This is a genomic window from Streptococcus sp. NLN76 (genome assembly GCF_015686645.1).
Taxonomy (GTDB): domain Bacteria; phylum Bacillota; class Bacilli; order Lactobacillales; family Streptococcaceae; genus Streptococcus.
The window spans coordinates 1-17,355 of record NZ_JADPMS010000041.1; the positions used below are offsets into that span (position 1 = coordinate 1).

Consider the following 17,355-nt stretch of genomic DNA (forward strand, 5'->3'; position numbering starts at 1 on the left):
AACATGCCTTAACGATCTCGGGTATGATAGCAGGACACTCCAAAGATCCAGCTTTCTCATCTTTATACAATCGAGTTTCCCAAAGAGGAAGTAAGATGAAGGCTGTTATCGCTTGTGCTCATAAGATCCTAAGAATTGTCTACAAACTTTTGAAAACACATCAAACTTATGAAGCAGTAAAAGCATTAGGGATGCGGCAACATCCTTAAGACATTTTTAAATATGTTCACCTTAAGTATAACACAGATAGTGTTTTTTTGCGCTTTTTTACTGTGTTATTTTCAAATAAAATAGAAAGGTTGAGACTTTTTGTCTCAACCTCTTTTTCTTGTATCAAACAATAACACATGGATAAATTTATGTTAAAAACCCTCGTCTTTCATGCAAACAACCTCTTCCTTTTATTTTTAAGTTTAGAAAGCTGAAGCCAAAGCACCACGTGCTTTTTTAGCATTTTTTTGGTATAATTATAAGTACTATTGTGTAGAGAAAGGCATTGGAAATGCAGGATAAACACCTTGTAGATGTAAATTTAACAAAAGAAATGAAGTCGAGCTTTATTGACTATGCCATGAGTGTTATCGTGTCTCGAGCTTTACCCGATGTTCGAGACGGTTTGAAACCTGTTCATCGCCGTATTCTTTACGGAATGTATGATTTGGGAGTAAGCCCGGACAAGCCTCATAAGAAGTCTGCTCGTATTACAGGGGATGTTATGGGTAAATACCATCCACACGGGGACTCTTCGATTTATGAGGCTATGGTACGGATGGCTCAGTGGTGGTCCTACCGCCATATGCTAGTCGATGGACACGGAAACTTTGGTTCCATGGATGGTGATGGAGCGGCGGCTCAGCGGTACACTGAAGCTCGAATGAGTAAAATTGCGCTAGAGTTACTACGGGATATCAATAAGGATACGGTTGACTTTGTGCCCAATTATGATGGAAGTGAAATGGAGCCAGCCATTCTACCATCTCGTTTTCCAAATCTCTTGGTGAATGGTGCAACGGGTATCGCGGTTGGGATGGCTACGAACATTCCTCCTCACAATCTGGGTGAGTCGATTGACGCGGTTAAGTTGCTCATGGATCATCCAGAGGCAACCACACGGGAATTGATGGAGGTATTGCCTGGTCCTGATTTTCCGACTGGCGCCCTTGTAATGGGACGCTCAGGGATTCACCGTGCCTATGAAACGGGTAAAGGCTCCATTGTTCTTCGATCTCGAACTGAAATTGAAGAAACTAAGTCTGGCCGGGAACGGATTGTGGTTACCGAGTTTCCCTACATGGTTAATAAGTCTAAAGTTCAAGAGCATATTGTAAAACTTGTCCAAGAGAAGAGAATTGACGGCATTACAGCTGTTCGAGATGAGTCCAACCGAGAAGGCGTTCGTTTTGTCATTGAGATTCGGAGAGATGCTTCTGCGACCGTCATCTTGAATAATCTATTTAAGCTGACTCAAATGCAGACCAATTTTTCCTTTAATATGCTTGCTATTCACAATGGTGTGCCCAAAATTCTCTCTCTTCGTGAGATTCTCGGTGCTTACATTGAGCATCAAACCGATGTTGTGGTTCGCCGTACTCGTTTTGAGAAAGAAAAAGCAGAAGCGAGAGCCCACATTTTAGAAGGTCTCTTAATCGCGCTAGACCATATTGATGAAGTCATTCAAATCATCCGAAACAGCGAGACAGATGCCCAAGCTCAAGCTGAGTTAATGGAACGATTCCAATTATCTGAGCGGCAAAGTCAAGCCATCTTGGATATGCGTCTCCGTCGGTTGACAGGACTGGAACGAGATAAGATTCAATCTGAATACGACCAACTCTTGGAATTGATTGCAGATTTGGCGGATATCCTCGCTAAGCCAGAACGTGTGAAACAGATTATTCAAGAAGAGTTGGATGAGATCAAACAGAAGTACGCAGATCCACGTCGAACAGAATTAATGGTGGGAGAAATCCTTAGCCTTGAAGATGAAGATTTAATCGAAGAAAGTGATGTCTTGATTACCCTTTCAAATAAGGGCTACATCAAGCGTTTGGACCAGTCTGAATTTACTGCTCAAAAACGTGGCGGACGTGGTGTCCAAGGTACCGGCGTCAAAGATGACGATTTTGTTAGTCAGTTGGTATCCACGAGCACACACGATTATCTCCTATTCTTTACCAATCGAGGTCGTGTGTATCGGTTGAAGGGCTATGAAATTCCTGAATATGGTCGGACTGCGAAAGGCTTGCCAATTATCAACCTCCTGAAATTAGACGAAGGCGAAAGCATCCAAACCTTGATGAATGTGACCAAAGAGCAGGAGGACAGCGGATTCTTCTTCTTTACCACCAAGTCTGGTGTGGTGAAACGGGTTCCGATTTCAGCCTTCCAAAACATTCGCCAAAATGGATTGTTGGCCTTGAAACTTCGAGATGAGGATGAATTGATTAATGTCCTTCTCACAGATGGCGAGTCCGAAATTCTAATTGGTACACGCTATGGCTACGCGGTACGTTTTAAGGAAAACAGCTTACGTCCGCTCAGTCGGGTGGCAGCCGGTGTTAAAGGGGTTAGTCTCCGCGACCAAGATCAGGTTGTAGGTGCCTGCATTGTAACAGATGAAGATGACCTTGTGGTGATCACAGAATTAGGTTATGGGAAACGGACAACCGCTAAAGAATTCCCAACTAAAAATCGTGGCGGTAAAGGAATAATCTTGGCAAAAATTACTGAGAAAAATGGTCCTCTTGTTGGTCTTAAAACAGTCAATGAAGACCACGATTTAATGGTTATGACGGATAAAGGAGTTGTGATTCGGACCCATGTTGCAGATATTAGCCGTTTTGGTCGGGCCGCTCAAGGTGTCAAGATCATGCGTTTGACAGATAACTCTCGAATCGTAACCTTTACAAATATAGATGCAGAAATGAAAGAAGATATAGAAGATGGCGAAGAATAAAAAGAAAACGAGAAATTGGCCACGTTACCTGCTTGCAGGAATCCTCTTTATTGTGGCACTTGGATTAATTTTTAATAGTTCCATTCGGAATATGATTATGGTCTACCATACCAACCAATACCAAGTCGCTAAAGTTTCCAAAGAAAAAATTGAGGAAAACAAGGGAGCAGAAGCTAATTTTGATTTCCAAAGTGTTGAAGCTCTCTCAACAGAGCGGGTTCTAGAGGCTCAAATGAACCAACAAGACTTACCGGTTATTGGGGGAATTGCCATTCCAGAATTGAATTTGAACCTCCCTATTTTCAAAGGTTTGGCTAACGAAGTTCTCTACTACGGTGCCGGTACCATGAAAGAAAATCAAGTGATGGGGAAAGGGAATTACTCTCTAGCTAGTCACCATGTCTTTGGGATTACTGGAGCAAATCAAATGCTTTTCTCACCCTTGGAGCATGCTCAAAATGGAATGAAAATCTATTTGACAGATAAAGACAAGGTTTATACTTATACCGTTAAGAGTGTTGAGACCGTTACTCCAGACCGTATTGATGTGATTCAAGATACTGAAGGGGTCAATGAATTGACTTTGGTTACTTGTGAAGATGCGGCAGCAACCTATCGGACCATTGTTAAGGCTGATTTAACAGATGAATCTGACTTTAACAGCACAGATTCCGAAGTTCTGAAAGCCTTTGAAAGTCAATACAATCAAATGCAATTGTAATCGTCCAAGGTTTGGGACAGTTTGTTCCAGACCTTTTTCTAATAGGAAGGAATAGAACCGTGAGTTCAGATTATCAAAGTAAGATTATCGAACGACGTCGTAAAGAACGACGAAATCTAGGAATCCTCATCGGTATATTGGCACTTTTATTGACTCTCTTTTTCAGTCTAGACTTTTTGGAAAAAGGAAAAAATAGCTTTATCGCACCGTTTCTTTCTTTTTTTCAACCAAAAGAAAGGCCTCAACCTCGCTATGGAAAGGGAGATCAGGTTCTCTACCGAATAGAGGATGAGGAGATTATCGGGCGTGTCCTCAAGAGCTCTGAGACGAAGGAAGGAGGCTTTGTCTATGAGATAGAACTAGAACTAGGAGTACATCGCGATCAGATTCCTGAGGACCAATTGGAGGGCTATGCGACTCTTTACCAATTGGGAGATCAGGCGGATTTAGCTCCATCTTCGAGTCTCGAGGGGAGCGGAGAAATTACAAAAATTAATCGTGTAGGGAATCAAATTGTCTACGAGGCATCCGTTGAAAATCTTGGTAGGGTTTATGATATCAAGGAAGATGAATTGAAGACGACACTGATGGTTGATTTAAAAACGGAGAATAGTCGCGAAGAGAACAATGTTATTTTCCGACAGGCTCTTGAAAAAGCAAGCGACAATGCCTTTACGATTTTAGATTTCCCAGAAGGGGAGTTCCAAATGGGGGTGGATGATCCGGCCAAGGATTACTTTACCTTGCCCTCAAATGTGCAGCTACGAGGGAATGAGACAACACTGGTCGTTGATGGTGGCATGTTCTGGTTTGGATTTGCGACTGGTCCTGGGGGAACAGAAGGTCTCAGTAATTTTATTATGGAAAATCTTCATATTCGTGCCAAGGATCTTGAAAATGGCAATCAATTTATGTTGATGGCCAATCATGGGTACAATTGGCGGGTTCGCAACAACGAATTTACCATGGTCCACAAAATGAGTAGCCATATTTTTGACCTGGGTGGTGTTCAATATGCGGAGTTTACTGGTAACACCTTTTCTGGCTATGCCCCTAATTTGACAAATTTGAGCAATTTACCGGAAGATGGAGATTATCACAAAATCTATGCTGAAGCGATTCAGGTCGATGCTAGCAACAATAGTGGTGTTTGGGATGGTTACTATTTACGGAATACCGATCCTAACTATGCGGCCAATAACGTGGAGACGGTTTTGTCTAGTGGGATTACCATTCGTAATAATTCCTTCCTACCCTATAAAGACGATGCTGGAAAGATTATCGCCTATGGAGCAACTGTCGGGCAACACTCTTCCAAAGTCGGTTATGTGACAGTAGCCGATAACCTCTTCCAATCAACTCTCTCAACGCGATTTGGGCCAATAGGAGATGATAAATGGGTACTAAGACCCGTCCATTTTCCTTTAGACTCTTCGACCGTAACTGAATACGGAAATAAAATTGAATCTTAATGGAAAAGCAAAGACCAGATGGTGCTCCATCTGGTCTTTTTCGAATATATAATTGGAGGTGAAAAGTGATGTACCATATTAAAAAAACGCAACCGTCACTCCTACCAAGAGAAAGACTCTTAGAGGAAGGAGCAGAGCAATTGAGCAATCAGGAACTCTTAGCTATTTTATTACGAACAGGTTTAAAAGGTCGTTCCTCTTTAGAAGTAGCGCAGATATTACTCAAGCATATTCAAAGTCTAGCAGAATTGCGTTACTTGACCCTCAGTGAACTTCAGGAGATTCCTGGTGTTGGACGTGTGAAAGCCATTGAACTTAAAGCTATGGTAGAGCTTGGAAAACGAATTGATCAGGCCAAACTGAAAAAAGAAAAGAGCATTTTATCTAGTCGGCAACTAGGTCAACGTTTGGTCAAGGAAATTGGTCCATTACGCCAAGAACACTTGCTGGCGATTTATTTGGATACACAAAATCAAATCTTAGAAGAACGAACTATTTTTATTGGATCTGTTAGCCGTAGTTTGGCGGAACCTCGAGAGATTCTTCACTATGCCGTTAAGCATATGGCAACTTCCTTAATCATCGTTCACAATCATCCTTCTGGTTCTCTTAAGCCTAGCCCTAATGATGATCGAGTCACTAAAATTGTATCTGAAGCCGCTGCCACCTTAGGCATCCACTTACTAGATCATTTAATTGTAACACAAGATTCCTATTTCTCATATCGGGAAGAAGATAGACTTGAAAGAATTCTTGAGGTCGAATGACGATCAAGAAAAGCCAGATCGAAATGATATGTGCAATCAAAACGACCTGGCTTATTTATTGATTTTATTTAAAATAGTTGAAACTGTTTCAGATTCATCTATTGATTATCCTCACGATTCATAAAGTAGAGAAGGGTTTGAAGTTCGCTTGTTAAATCCACATATTGAACAACCACATCTTTGGGAACAGAAAGATTAACAGGGGAAAAACTTAGTATTCCTTTAATCCCTGTCTCAACCAATTGGTTAGTAACTTCCTGAGCTTTCACACTTGGAACTGTTAGGATAGCTGTTCTGACTTCAGAATCTACTATTTTTTCTTGCAGTTGCGAGATCGGGTAAATGGGAATACCATCGTCAGTAACTGTCCCAACAGCCTCATGTTCATCCCGATCAAAGGCCATGACAATTTTCATTTTATTGCGTTCTTCGAAACGATAGTGGAGAAGGGCTTTACCCATATTTCCAACACCGACTAAGGCCACATAGGTAATGTTATTGTCATTTAAGAGGTCTGCAAAGAAGGTCATTAGTTTTTTGACATCATAGCCAAAACCACGTCTCCCTAATTCTCCAAAGTAAGAAAAATCGCGACGAACTGTAGCAGCGTCAATTCCGATGGCTTCAGCAATCTGTTTGGAACTCGCTTTTTCGATTTTTTCAGCATTGAAACGCTTAAAAATGCGATAGTAAAGAGATAAGCGCTTGGCAGTTGCACGTGGGATTGGTTGATTTCTCACTTCCATAATCCGGATCCCTTCCTTTCTCCTGAGTTTGTGAATTAATTATATTATAAGGCAAATAATGCTAAAAATCAATGAATCCACTTACAAAAATAGGAGAAGAAAAGGCTGGGCTTTAAATCCCAACCTTTAGTGCGACAATTATTTATAATTGCGAGATTCCAAACCTTCTTCTTCAAGGAAGAGACGGAATGGTACAAGCTCTTCAGCTTCGTATTTCTCTTTGTAAGCTGCAATTTCTTCAGCAGAGTAAGCTTTTGGATCCAAACGAAGTTCTGGTGCTTCAACTGGGATTGGACGATCTTGAGTGATACGAGCATCAATCACAACAGTCTTACCAGCTTTATTCAATTCAACAGCTTCTTTCATAACAGCATCGATTTCTTCGATACGGTCAACACGGAAACCAACAGCTCCTTGAGCTTCAGCAATCATCTTGTAGTCTGGGTTTGTGAAGTCTACACCAAACAAGTGTTTGTTTGTATCTTCGTATTTATTCTTAATGAAGGCATACTCAGCGTTAGAGAAGACAACGTTGATAACTGGAAGGTTATATTGAACGTTGGTAATAACGTCTGGGTAGCACATACCGAAGGCACCATCACCCATGATGTTCCAAACTTGGCGATCTGGATTGTCTTTCTTAGCAGCAATACCACCAGGAAGAGCGATACCCATTGTTGCAAAGAGTGGAGAAGTGCGCCACATGTTCTTAGGAGTCATGTGTAGGTGACGAGTAGAAGTTTGAGTTGAGTTACCTACGTCGATAGAGTAGATTGCATCTTGGTCAGCATATTTGTTGATGGCATTGTAAACTTGGTACAATTGAAGTTCGCCTTCAGTTTTGCCTTCCAATTTGTTCATGTAATCACGCCAGTTTTGGTTGTTTTTCACAACAGCTCTCCACCATGGAGTTGATTCAACTGGGTTAACCTTTTCAAGGATAGCTTGAGCAGCTTCTTTTACATCACCAAGAATGGATGCATCCAATGCATGACGTTTACCAAGTTTGTATGGATCGATATCAACTTGGATGAATTTCTCGATGTTTTTGAAAGTATTGTAAACTTCTGAGAATGGGAAGTTGCTTCCTAAGAAGAGGACTGTATCAGCTTCGAAGATTACTTCGTTGGCAGACTTCCAACCTACACGGTAAGCAGAACCAGTCAATCCTTCGTAATCCCATTCAAAGGCTTCGAAGTTTTTACCAGTTGTTACGATAGGAGCTTTGATTTTACGAGAAAGTTCAGTGATTACATCACCGGCACCAACACCACCAAATCCAGCGTAGATAACGGGGCGTTTAGCATTGTTAAGGATTTCAACCGCTTTATCGATCTCAGTTTGGTTCAAAGCTGGAGCAACGAAAGTACGGTCGTAAGTTCCTGATCCATAGTAAGAATCTGCATCGATTTCTTCGAAACCAAAGTTAACAGGGATCTCAACAACAGCAGGCCCTTTTTTAGCGATAGCTGCACGGCAAGCTTCGTCAATTACTTTTGGCAATTGAGCTGCATAGGCAACGCGTTTGTTGTAAACCGCTACGCCATTGTACATTGGGTTTTGGTTTAACTCTTGAAAGGCATCCATGTTCAATTCGTTAACTGGACGAGATCCAAGGATCGCCAACATTGGAGTTGCATCCATTGCGGCATCGTAGATACCGTTAATCAAGTGAGTTGCACCAGGTCCACCTGAACCCACACAGACACCGATTGATCCACCGAATTTAGCTTGCATGAGTGCTGCAAGAGCTCCAGTTTCTTCATGGCGAACTTGCAAGAAGTTGATATCTTTATCTTCTGCAAGAGCATCCATCAAAGAACTCAAGGTACCAGAAGGAATACCGTAGATTGTATCTACACCCCAGGTTTTCAATACATTAAGCATAGCAGCAGATGCAGTGATTTTAGTCATAGTGACAAATCTCCTTTGAAATAAAAATCATAAACTAATTAATGGAAACGCTTAACTAGTATTACAAACAAATTATACCACAGTTCGTTCACCAAGAAAAACAATCTGCTCATAATTTGAGAATTATTCTAAAAAAAATTAAACAAGGTCAAATTTTTTCATGAAACATTCGATTTCAATGGTGATTACAACTGGAATCTAAGCAAAAACCAGTTCCGCTTAGAACTGGTTTTATCTATTATTCTTTTGGAAAAGTATCTGCAGTTATAAAGAGATACACATCTCCAAGCGTTCCTTGAAATCCAAGATCTTGGCCGTTTAGTGTAAAAGAAGTGACTTTCAAGTAATCTGGGATAGCCAAGCAGCCTGAAAATTGACGGGTTAGGTCACTGTATTTTTCAAAAGTTAGACTGCGATCAACTTTATAAGAGTCCGTGTAATGAAGTTCATACATAATCATTCGTCTCCTTTTTTTCTCTCTTGTATTAATTGTAACACAAAAAATTAAAACAGGGATCGAAAGTGCTCAAACCTCTTCTTTAGAGAAGACCTTCCGGTCAACCAAGCTATCCATCAGAAAGAAAAATTTTTCTCGATAAACCGGGCTAACATTGTCTTGAAAAATATTGACTTGATGAAGACCAGAAGCGTCTGTAATCGTTAAACGGAAGGCCGACAGATCTTCTTTTACAGCAATTTTTACAAGGAATCCTTGTCCACTATTGGGAACTTCCTCTAGGAGACGTTGCAATTCGTAATTTCCCACTTTGTTCTGGGTGAAGGTTGTATCACGTAAGGTGTATTTTTTGATCCCTTTATCAATGTGGTAACGATAAGGGGAATTTGGTAAATGAACACTAGTTGAAAAGGCCATCATGATCCTCCAATTATTTTCTTGAGTCTTTGGCTAAAGGCCAGAATCTCTTCCAAGCTGGTCTCGTCCGAAAGACTAACTCGGATGGTATGATGAATGCGATCTGTTTGGTCTGGATAATAGGCAGCAATAACATGACTAGGCTCCAAGGTTCCCGCGGTACAGGCGGATCCACCAGACACTGCAATTCCAGCCAAGTCTAGTTGTAGAAGTAAACTATCTTTTCCGACTTGTGGAACCATGAGACTAAGGACATGGGGTAGCTGGAGACCAGTCTCATTGAGGGAAACCGATTCAGGTAAATGGGTTAAAAGAGCGGTCCTTAATTCTTGGATCTGTTCTTCTTTTTGCTCCCAATTTTCCAAGCTTTCATCTAGGGCGGTAGCCATAGCGACAATGGCTGGAAGGTTTTCAGTTCCGGCGCGGTGTTTATTCTCTTGCGTTCCTCCAAGGATCAAGCCCTTTAGTTTGGGCATACTGGTGTAGAGGAAACCGACCCCTTTAGGCCCATGAAACTTGTGGGCGGAGGCAGTCAGGAAGTCTATCCCAAGTTCTTGGGGATGGATGGGCCTTTTTCCCATCAGTTGAACGGCATCTACGTGAAAGGCGGCCTGATGTTCTTGAAGGATGTGTCCAATTTGGGCAATTGGAAGGAGAGAGCCAGTCTCGTTATTCGCAGCCATCATGGAGACTAAAAGAGTATCCTCACGTAAGACGGATTGGAAATCTTCAGCAAGAAAGTTCCCCCCTCTTGGTTGGAGGTAGGTAACTTCAAAGCCGTGCTCTGTTTCAAGCTTGTGAAAGACCTCTAACACAGAATGGTGTTCAATAGCAGTGGTAATGAGGTGCTTACCTTGCTCTTGATGATTCAAAGCATAGGACAGGATGGCTAGATTATTAGCTTCTGTTCCACCAGAGGTGAAGATAATCTGGTCTGTTGGAACCTCTAGGTGGTGAGCAATCAATTCACGCGCCTGGCGTAAATATTTGCGAGCATCCCGACCCAAGCCATGAGTGCTGGAAGGGTTGCCATAATGTTCTTGCATGATTTCCACCATAGTCGCCATAGCTTTGGGGCTGATCTTGGTGGTGGCAGCATTGTCTAAATAAATCATTTTACTTCTTCTTTATGGAAATCAAAGAGGGGACTGACAGGTTTACGTTCTTGAATTCGGATAATCGCATCCCCCATTAACTTGCTGGCAGATAGGCGCAAGGTGTTGTCTGGGATAGCTTGCTTGGTGGCAACAGAATCGGTCACGACAATTTCTTTAATATTCGCTTGGTTCAAGAGTTCGGTAGCTTGCCCAGCGAATAAACCGTGGCTAGCTGCTGCGTAGATTTCAGTAGCTCCTTCATTTGTTAGGATTTTAGCAGCTTCGGAGAACGTTTTACCAGTATTTAGAATATCATCAATCATGATGACACGTTTTCCAGCAACATCACCGATGACATAACCTTCCTCACGATCCGCATCATCTTGAGCATAGTCAATAATAGCGATTGGTAAGTCCAAGAGTTCCGCTAGTTGGCGTGCTCGTTTGACGCCAGAGTTTTTAGGGCTGACAACAACTACATCTTCCTGGCACAAGTCTTTATCAAAATAGTGTTGGGCAAAGAGTGGAATGGTGAAAAGATTATCGACAGGGATGTTGAAGAAGCCTTGTACCTGCACCGCATGCAGATCCAAGGTCAAAAGTCGAGTAACACCCGCTTTCACCAACATGTTGGCTACTAGCTTTGCTGTGATTGGTTCGCGTGGAGCGGCAGTACGGTCTTGGCGCGCATAACCGAAGTAGGGCATCACAACGTTAATGGAGTTAGCACTAGCTCGTTTGCAGGCGTCAATCATGATTAGTAACTCCATTAAATGGTTATTTACGGGATAGCTGGTAGATTGAATGATGTAAATATCAAAACCACGAACACTTTCCTCGATATTGATCTGAATCTCACCATCCGAGAATTGACGGGAGGAGAGTTTTCCTAGTGGGACTCCGGTTTCTTTAGAAATACGTTCTGCAATTTCTGGATTAGAATTTAGTGAAAAGATTTTCATTTGCTGTTTGTCGGTTTGTGTCGCAATCATGGATGGGATGAACTCCTTTTGTTATTTCTTTCTATTCTATCAAATTTTATCGAAAGATACAGCCCTCTATAGTTTTGCGGAAAAGCGGGCAACTTTTGTTGGAGCCTTGCGTTGTTCAATATTGTGCTCCTTCAAAAAGTTTTCAAAATCTTCACGTCCTTGAGCAGGATTGGTAACCTCTAGCTCCAATTCATAGTCAATTTGGTCGAAGTAGCTACTCTTGTCGATGGCTAAAAGTCCGATAGGCAACTGAATTTCTACCCGTTCTGTGTGAAGGCTTCCCAGAATCCGCAGTTCTTCAAGGTCGATTCGCTCTTCTTGAATCAAGTCAAAAATGGGACCTTCTGGAAGATGTAGTTGGTCTGGGAATTGAGGCCAGATATTGTTTGGAAGTTCTTGATTGTATTCCATATTCCCAATGGCTTGTGGAATTTTTAGAGTTAGTTCCCCACCTTTCTCAAACGTTCGCACGCGCAAGGACATGCCATGTTCCCTCAAGGTCCAACTAGGACTATCAATGTAGTAGTTGGTCTGGTGGACAGGAGTCACTTCTGGAAAGAGCGAGCGAAGCTGGTCATATTCTGTTTTTTTCAGTAAATTTTTGAATTCAATTTCTAGGTGTTGCATTTTTGTGTCTCACTTTCATCCTATTCATGGAAAGGTTTTCAAGAATGTGTTAAAATAAGATTGTGTCTATTGTATTAAAAAAGACTAGGAAGCACAAGGAAAGGGGCGACAATGGAACCAAATTGGGAAGATTTACTAGATCCATACATTCAAGCCGTGGGAGAATTGAAAATCAAGCTAAGGGGAATTCGCAAGCAATACCGGAAGCAAAATCTTCATTCTCCCATTGAGTTTGTGACCGGCCGGGTGAAACCTATTGAAAGCATTAAAGAAAAGATGGTGATAAGAGCTATCTCTATGGAACGCCTGGAGCAAGATATGCAAGATATTGCTGGTTTGCGGATCATGGTGCAGTTTGTGGACGATGTTTACGAAATCTTAGAGGTTTTACGCCGCCGCAAAGACATGCGGATTATTCAGGAAAGGGATTACATCAATCACCGTAAGTCCAGTGGCTATCGTTCCTATCATGTGGTGATTGAGTACCCAGTTGATACCATTCATGGTTCCCGAACTATTTTGGCGGAAATTCAAATCCGAACCTTAGCCATGAATTTCTGGGCGACCATTGAACATTCCCTTAATTACAAATACAAGGGCAATTTCCCAGAGGAGATTAAAAATCGCTTGGAAAGAGCAGCTCGAATGGCCTATCAATTAGATGAAGAAATGGGGCAAATTCGGGATGACATTCAGGATGCCCAAGCACTTTTTGACCCTATGCATCGCAAGTTATATGACGGAGTAGGTAATAGTGATGACACTGATGAAGAATACCGTTAGACGAATCGCGATTGTAGCTAACCAACGGCCGCGTAGCCAGGAGATTTTTCATGAACTCAGTCAAAAACTCCGCCCCTACAAGCAGTTTGAGCTAAGCCGCAAGAACCCGGATATTGTCATTTCTATCGGTGGGGACGGGATGTTGTTGTCGACCTTTCATCGTTACAAGGACCAGTTAGACAAGGTTCGTTTTATTGGGGTTCATACTGGTCATCTGGGATTTTATACCGATTATCGAGATTTTGAACTAGACCTTTTGGTTCAAAACCTTCTTTTGGATCAAGGGGCACAAATTTCTTATCCTTTACTCCAAATTAAAGTCCACCATGAATCTGGTCAATTGGACGATTATCTAGCCTTGAATGAGGCGACTATTCGCAGGACCGATCGGACCATGGTAGCGGATCTGCACTTGAACCAAGTGCCATTTGAACGTTTCCGTGGAGATGGGATTTGTATTTCAACGCCGACGGGCTCCACAGCCTACAACAAGTCCCTTGGTGGAAGTGTCTTGCACCCAACGATTGAAGCTCTCCAGGTCACAGAGGTGGCTAGTCTCAATAATCGGGTTTATCGGACACTAGGGTCATCAATTATTGTCCCCCGTAAGGACAAGATTGAAATTCTCCCCCTATCGGATGCGACGCATACTCTATTAGTCGACAACCATGTTTACCAGGTAGACCAAGTCAGCAAATTTGAGTGCCAAATTTACCATCGTAAGATCGCCTTTATGGCTTCATCCAAACACACCAGTTTCTGGGAGCGAGTTCGGGATTCCTTCATTGGCGAGGTGGAGGACGAATGAGATTTCGATTTATTGTTGATGAGCATGTGAGGGTGAAGACCTTTGTCAAACGCCATGATATTTCTAAGGGGCTTTTGGCGAAAATCAAGTATCGTGGTGGTCAAATTTTAGTGAATGGGAAACCACAGTTTGCGACCTATCTTTTGGATATTGGAGATGAGTTGATTATTGATATCCCGGCTGAGCCTCCATTTGAAAAGTTAGAAGCCATCTCCCAGGACTTAGATATTGTCTATGAAGACCAGCATTTCCTAGTCCTCAATAAACCAGCAGGAGTAGCCAGTATCCCTAGCGTTAACCACTCTAATACCATGGCTAATTTTGTCAAAGGTTACTATCAGGAACAAGGTTATGAGAACCAGCAAGTTCATATTGTAACTCGACTAGATCGTGACACGTCAGGACTGATGCTCTTTGCCAAACATGGTTATGCCCATGCTCGTTTAGATAAGCAGCTTCAAGCTAGGGCCATTGAGAAAAAATACCTAGCTCTTGTTAAGGGAGAGCATCCTCTTCCGCAACAAGGGGAAATCATAGCTCCTATAGCTCGAAATCCAGAGAGCATTATCACCCGGCGCGTGGCACCAGATGGGAAGTACGCTCGTACCTCCTATCAAGTCTTAATCGACCACTCTCCAGTCTATCTGGTGGATATCCAACTGCACACCGGAAGGACTCATCAAATTCGTGTCCATTTCTCCCATCAAGGCTATCCTTTGTTAGGAGATGACCTCTATGGAGGAAGCTTGACGGATGGGATCCAACGCCAAGCCCTCCATTGCCATTCTTTGCGCTTCTTCAATCCCTTTTCAGAGGAAGAACTCTTTTTACAAGCCCCTCTTCCAACTGATTTCCAAGAGGTCCTCGGAGACCTGCCCAAACCTTAAGGAGGTTATATTATGAAAATTTTTGACAGCATTCGCCAATCCCTTCAAGGAAAGACCGTTAAAATTGTTCTTCCGGAAGGAGAAGAACCGCGTATCTTACAAGCAACTAAACGGATTGTAACGGATACAGACATTATACCAGTCCTCTTGGGAAGTCCGGAGAGAATCAAGCTTTATTTGGAAATCGAAGGTATTACTGAGGGATTTGAAGTGATTGATCCCAGGGAATATGAAGAGTTAGATGAGTTGGTTGAGAGCCTGGTGGAGCGTCGCCAAGGGAAACTTAGTGAGTTAGATGCACGCACCCTCTTAACGGAAGATGTCAATTATTTTGGAGTTATGTTAGTGCACACAGGTAGGGCCCAGGGGATGGTTTCCGGTGCGATTCACTCAACGGCAGACACTGTTCGTCCAGCCCTTCAAATTATTAAGACCAAACCTGGGATTAAACGGACTTCTGGATCTTTCCTGATGGTTCGTGGAGAAGAACGTTATCTGTTTGCGGATTGTGCCATTAACATTGAACCGGAAGCAGATGTCCTAGCGGAGATTGCAGTGAATTCTGCTGAGACTGCCAAAGCTTTTGGCATTGATCCGAAGATTGCCATGCTCAGTTATTCCACAAAAGGAAGTGGCTCTGGACCTAAAGTCAACAAGGTCGTTACTGCAACTAAGCTTGCTCAGGAGTTGGCTCCTGACTTGTTGATTGATGGAGAACTGCAATTTGACGCCGCTTACGATCCTGAAACAGCCAAGCTTAAAGCTCCTAACAGCCCTGTTGCGGGACAAGCAACCGTTTTTGTCTTCCCAAGTATTGAGTCGGGAAATATCTGTTACAAGATGGTTGAGCGCCTCGGCGGCTTCAGTGCGGTTGGTCCAATCTTGCAAGGTTTGAACCATCCGGTAAACGACCTTTCTCGTGGAGCCAGCATTAAGGATGTCTACAAGCTTACCTTGATTACTGCCAGCCAAGCCCTTTATCATTAATACTCTGTACCGTTTTAAATCGGAGCATAGCCACTTCGGTGAACCGGACTGATATACCCTGCCTATTCAACAGGTCTCCTAGACCTGTTGAACGACCATCATTGGTATGGAAAATCGCAAATTTTGGGTATTCTGATTTTGAAACTAACTGGATTTCAGTTTTAAAACCTTTCTTATCAAGGAGGTTGATATGGACGCTGAGAAACTTGTTTTAAAAAAGTTGTCAGAACTGGGAATTGATACTCGAAACAGTTCGAAATCTGAAAAGGCAATCCAATGAAGACAGAACTTAAGGTTCGGCGAAGAGGATTAACACATTCAGATTTTGAAATGTAATGAGTATGAGATTGAAACCGTTGAACATCCGCCTACTTGGACCACAGAAGAAGCAGATGCTTCTATTAAGGGAATCGACGGTGTCCGAACCAAAACCTTGTTTTTGACCAACAAAAAGAAAACCGCTTTTTATCTTCTGATTATGGATGATCAGCAGCAGTTGGATATGGACAAGTTCCGAGATTTAGTGGGTGCCAATCGGATTCGAATGGCTTCTGCCGATAGTCTCTTCCAAAAAATGAAGCTCACACCAGGAATGGTTTCCCCTTTCGGTCTTCTTTTGAATGAGGAGGGAGATGTTTTGCTTTATATGGATAGGGCCATTGAGTCTGAAGAACGCATGAGTTTTCATCCTAATACGAATGAGAAGACTATTTTTCTAGCGACAAAAGACCTTTTTCGCTTTTGTGAGGAGATCGGTTATCCGATAAACATTGTTGATTTGTAAGATTAAAACCAAAGTTTCAGTAGTGAGACTTTGGTTTTCTTTTACAAAATTTATAAAACGGTTTACTAAAAAATGAGATAAAAGTCCTAGCGTTGTCCCCTCTTTTTAATTTTAACTATTTTTTACTGTCAAAATCTTGAATGTAGCTTCTGTTTTTTATCTTAAATAGCGGAAATATCGCAGTTTTTTGACTTGTCATTGATTTAATAGTCATTATTTTATAAAAAATCCAGGAAATTGATTATAAATCGTTTACAAAACCGGTTTGATTTGGTATATTGTTTTTGAAAACGATTACAAAAGGAGGTTTTCTGATGGGAAGTTCATTTTCAGTGACTAAATTTTCGTTAGAAGGTAAGGTTGCACTTATAACGGGAGCATCCTATGGAATTGGCTTTGCGATTGCAAAATCCTTTGCTGACGTAGGGGCTACTATTGTTTTTAATGATATTAGCCAAGAACTTGTTGATAAAGGCCTTCAAGCATACATGGAGCAAGGGATCTCAGCTCATGGGTATGTCTGCGATGTTACCGATGAAGAGGGTATTCAGGCCATGGTCAAGCAGATTGAAGCAGAGGTTGGAGTCATTGATATCCTAGTCAATAATGCGGGGATTATTCGGAGAGTTCCTATGCATGAAATGTCTGCAGAAGCCTTTAGACAGGTTATTGATATTGATCTAAATGCTCCGTTTATTGTTTCAAAAGCGGTTATCCCTTCTATGATTAAAAAAGGCCATGGAAAAATCATCAATATTTGCTCAATGATGAGTGAATTAGGACGCGAAACCGTATCGGCCTATGCTGCAGCAAAAGTCTAGTGGTGAAAAGTCAAGTTCAAAGTTCTGAGCAGTTACTCTTTTTTTCAGAAAAAAGGGCGCACTGAAAAGAGCTAGCGAAAAATGATGTTTTTCAACCAATTTTCACTAGATTTTCAAGG

The 17,355-nt window shown here is 42.0% G+C and carries 17 protein-coding genes and 1 pseudogene; 11 read left to right on the plus strand and 7 right to left on the minus strand.

Annotation, left to right across the window (positions count from 1 at the left end; translation table 11 throughout):
- The 5 genes from I1A59_RS09535 to radC all read left to right on the plus strand — a co-directional run.
- The coding region (locus tag I1A59_RS09535; protein WP_210766474.1) for a hypothetical protein at positions 1–209 on the plus strand (209 nt) is incomplete at its 5' end.
- Between the two features lie 293 nt (positions 210–502).
- A complete protein-coding gene (gene gyrA / locus I1A59_RS07620; RefSeq protein WP_196092187.1) occupies positions 503–2,956 on the plus strand; it encodes a DNA gyrase subunit A in 2,454 nt (817 codons plus the stop codon).
- On the plus strand, positions 2,943–3,677 hold the full coding sequence (locus I1A59_RS07625; protein WP_196092188.1) for a class A sortase: 735 nt from the start codon (positions 2,943–2,945) through the stop codon (positions 3,675–3,677). The genes gyrA and I1A59_RS07625 overlap by 14 nt, the downstream gene beginning before the upstream one ends.
- 59 nt (positions 3,678–3,736) lie before the next feature.
- Positions 3,737–5,149, plus strand: a complete 1,413-nt coding sequence (locus tag I1A59_RS07630) for an HlyD family secretion protein (protein WP_196092189.1) — start codon at positions 3,737–3,739, stop codon at positions 5,147–5,149.
- 68 nt (positions 5,150–5,217) lie between these two features.
- Entirely contained in the window at positions 5,218–5,916 is a 699-nt protein-coding gene (gene radC / locus I1A59_RS07635; protein WP_196092190.1) for a DNA repair protein RadC, read from the plus strand.
- 98 nt (positions 5,917–6,014) lie between these two features.
- Here the strand turns inward: radC and I1A59_RS07640 are convergent, their stop codons facing one another.
- The 7 genes from I1A59_RS07640 to I1A59_RS07670 all read right to left on the minus strand — a co-directional run bounded on the left by I1A59_RS07640 (position 6,015) and on the right by I1A59_RS07670 (position 12,166).
- Positions 6,015–6,662 carry a redox-sensing transcriptional repressor Rex gene (locus tag I1A59_RS07640; protein ID WP_196092191.1) on the minus strand — a complete coding sequence of 216 codons (648 nt, stop codon included), beginning with the start codon at positions 6,660–6,662 and terminating at the stop codon, positions 6,015–6,017.
- A gap of 138 nt (positions 6,663–6,800) precedes the next feature.
- On the minus strand, positions 6,801–8,576 hold the full coding sequence (gene spxB, locus I1A59_RS07645) for a pyruvate oxidase (RefSeq protein ID WP_196092192.1): 1,776 nt from the start codon (positions 8,574–8,576) through the stop codon (positions 6,801–6,803).
- A gap of 238 nt (positions 8,577–8,814) precedes the next feature.
- Positions 8,815–9,036: a DUF4649 family protein gene (locus I1A59_RS07650; RefSeq protein WP_247644680.1), complete on the minus strand. Its 222-nt coding sequence runs from the start codon at positions 9,034–9,036 to the stop codon at positions 8,815–8,817.
- A gap of 66 nt (positions 9,037–9,102) precedes the next feature.
- Positions 9,103–9,450 (minus strand): cysteine desulfurase, encoded by a 348-nt coding sequence (locus I1A59_RS07655; RefSeq protein ID WP_196092200.1) that lies wholly within the window; start codon positions 9,448–9,450, stop codon positions 9,103–9,105.
- On the minus strand, positions 9,450–10,565 hold the full coding sequence (locus tag I1A59_RS07660) for a cysteine desulfurase family protein (protein WP_196092193.1): 1,116 nt from the start codon (positions 10,563–10,565) through the stop codon (positions 9,450–9,452). Before I1A59_RS07660 ends, I1A59_RS07655 begins: the two co-directional genes overlap by 1 nt.
- Positions 10,562–11,539: a ribose-phosphate diphosphokinase gene (locus tag I1A59_RS07665; RefSeq protein WP_196092194.1), complete on the minus strand. Its 978-nt coding sequence runs from the start codon at positions 11,537–11,539 to the stop codon at positions 10,562–10,564. Before I1A59_RS07665 ends, I1A59_RS07660 begins: the two co-directional genes overlap by 4 nt.
- Positions 11,540–11,605: 66 nt before the next feature.
- Positions 11,606–12,166, minus strand: coding sequence for a CYTH domain-containing protein (locus I1A59_RS07670; protein ID WP_196092195.1), 561 nt, complete (start codon positions 12,164–12,166; stop codon positions 11,606–11,608).
- A 111-nt stretch (positions 12,167–12,277) separates the two neighbouring features.
- On the opposite strand from I1A59_RS07670, the gene I1A59_RS07675 reads away from it, so the two are divergent.
- The 6 genes and pseudogenes from I1A59_RS07675 to I1A59_RS07700 form a co-directional block, all read left to right on the plus strand.
- Positions 12,278–12,949 (plus strand): GTP pyrophosphokinase family protein, encoded by a 672-nt coding sequence (locus tag I1A59_RS07675; RefSeq protein WP_196092196.1) that lies wholly within the window; start codon positions 12,278–12,280, stop codon positions 12,947–12,949.
- The gene (locus tag I1A59_RS07680; protein ID WP_196092201.1) at positions 12,933–13,757 is read left to right on the plus strand and encodes an NAD kinase; all 825 of its coding nucleotides are present in this window, start codon (positions 12,933–12,935) and stop codon (positions 13,755–13,757) included. The genes I1A59_RS07675 and I1A59_RS07680 overlap by 17 nt, the downstream gene beginning before the upstream one ends.
- Entirely contained in the window at positions 13,754–14,644 is an 891-nt protein-coding gene (locus I1A59_RS07685; RefSeq protein ID WP_196092197.1) for an RluA family pseudouridine synthase, read from the plus strand. The genes I1A59_RS07680 and I1A59_RS07685 overlap by 4 nt, the downstream gene beginning before the upstream one ends.
- Positions 14,645–14,656: 12 nt before the next feature.
- A complete protein-coding gene (gene pta, locus I1A59_RS07690; RefSeq protein WP_196092198.1) occupies positions 14,657–15,631 on the plus strand; it encodes a phosphate acetyltransferase in 975 nt (324 codons plus the stop codon).
- Between the two features lie 316 nt (positions 15,632–15,947).
- Complete coding sequence (locus I1A59_RS07695) at positions 15,948–16,415, plus strand: prolyl-tRNA synthetase associated domain-containing protein (RefSeq protein ID WP_196092202.1); 468 nt, start codon at positions 15,948–15,950, stop codon at positions 16,413–16,415.
- Positions 16,416–16,729: 314 nt separating this feature from the next.
- Positions 16,730–17,230: pseudogene (locus I1A59_RS07700) on the plus strand (SDR family NAD(P)-dependent oxidoreductase); the annotation flags it as partial.
- Between the last annotated feature and the right edge of the window lie 125 nt (positions 17,231–17,355).

Excerpts from the sequence above, each read along its gene's own strand:
- I1A59_RS07675 (WP_196092196.1), top strand. The coding sequence starts at position 12,278 with ATGGAACCAAATTGGGAAGATTTACTAGATCCATACATTCAAGCCGTG.
- I1A59_RS07670 (WP_196092195.1), bottom strand. The coding sequence starts at position 12,166 with ATGCAACACCTAGAAATTGAATTCAAAAATTTACTGAAAAAAACAGAA.
- I1A59_RS07625 (WP_196092188.1), top strand. The coding sequence starts at position 2,943 with ATGGCGAAGAATAAAAAGAAAACGAGAAATTGGCCACGTTACCTGCTT.
- radC (WP_196092190.1), top strand. The coding sequence starts at position 5,218 with ATGTACCATATTAAAAAAACGCAACCGTCACTCCTACCAAGAGAAAGA.
- I1A59_RS07655 (WP_196092200.1), bottom strand. The coding sequence starts at position 9,450 with ATGGCCTTTTCAACTAGTGTTCATTTACCAAATTCCCCTTATCGTTAC.
- I1A59_RS07680 (WP_196092201.1), top strand. The coding sequence starts at position 12,933 with ATGAAGAATACCGTTAGACGAATCGCGATTGTAGCTAACCAACGGCCG.
- I1A59_RS07640 (WP_196092191.1), bottom strand. The coding sequence starts at position 6,662 with ATGGAAGTGAGAAATCAACCAATCCCACGTGCAACTGCCAAGCGCTTA.
- spxB (WP_196092192.1), bottom strand. The coding sequence starts at position 8,576 with ATGACTAAAATCACTGCATCTGCTGCTATGCTTAATGTATTGAAAACC.
- I1A59_RS07660 (WP_196092193.1), bottom strand. The coding sequence starts at position 10,565 with ATGATTTATTTAGACAATGCTGCCACCACCAAGATCAGCCCCAAAGCT.
- I1A59_RS07665 (WP_196092194.1), bottom strand. The coding sequence starts at position 11,539 with ATGATTGCGACACAAACCGACAAACAGCAAATGAAAATCTTTTCACTA.
- gyrA (WP_196092187.1), top strand. The coding sequence starts at position 503 with ATGCAGGATAAACACCTTGTAGATGTAAATTTAACAAAAGAAATGAAG.
- I1A59_RS07650 (WP_247644680.1), bottom strand. The coding sequence starts at position 9,036 with ATGATTATGTATGAACTTCATTACACGGACTCTTATAAAGTTGATCGC.
- pta (WP_196092198.1), top strand. The coding sequence starts at position 14,657 with ATGAAAATTTTTGACAGCATTCGCCAATCCCTTCAAGGAAAGACCGTT.
- I1A59_RS07685 (WP_196092197.1), top strand. The coding sequence starts at position 13,754 with ATGAGATTTCGATTTATTGTTGATGAGCATGTGAGGGTGAAGACCTTT.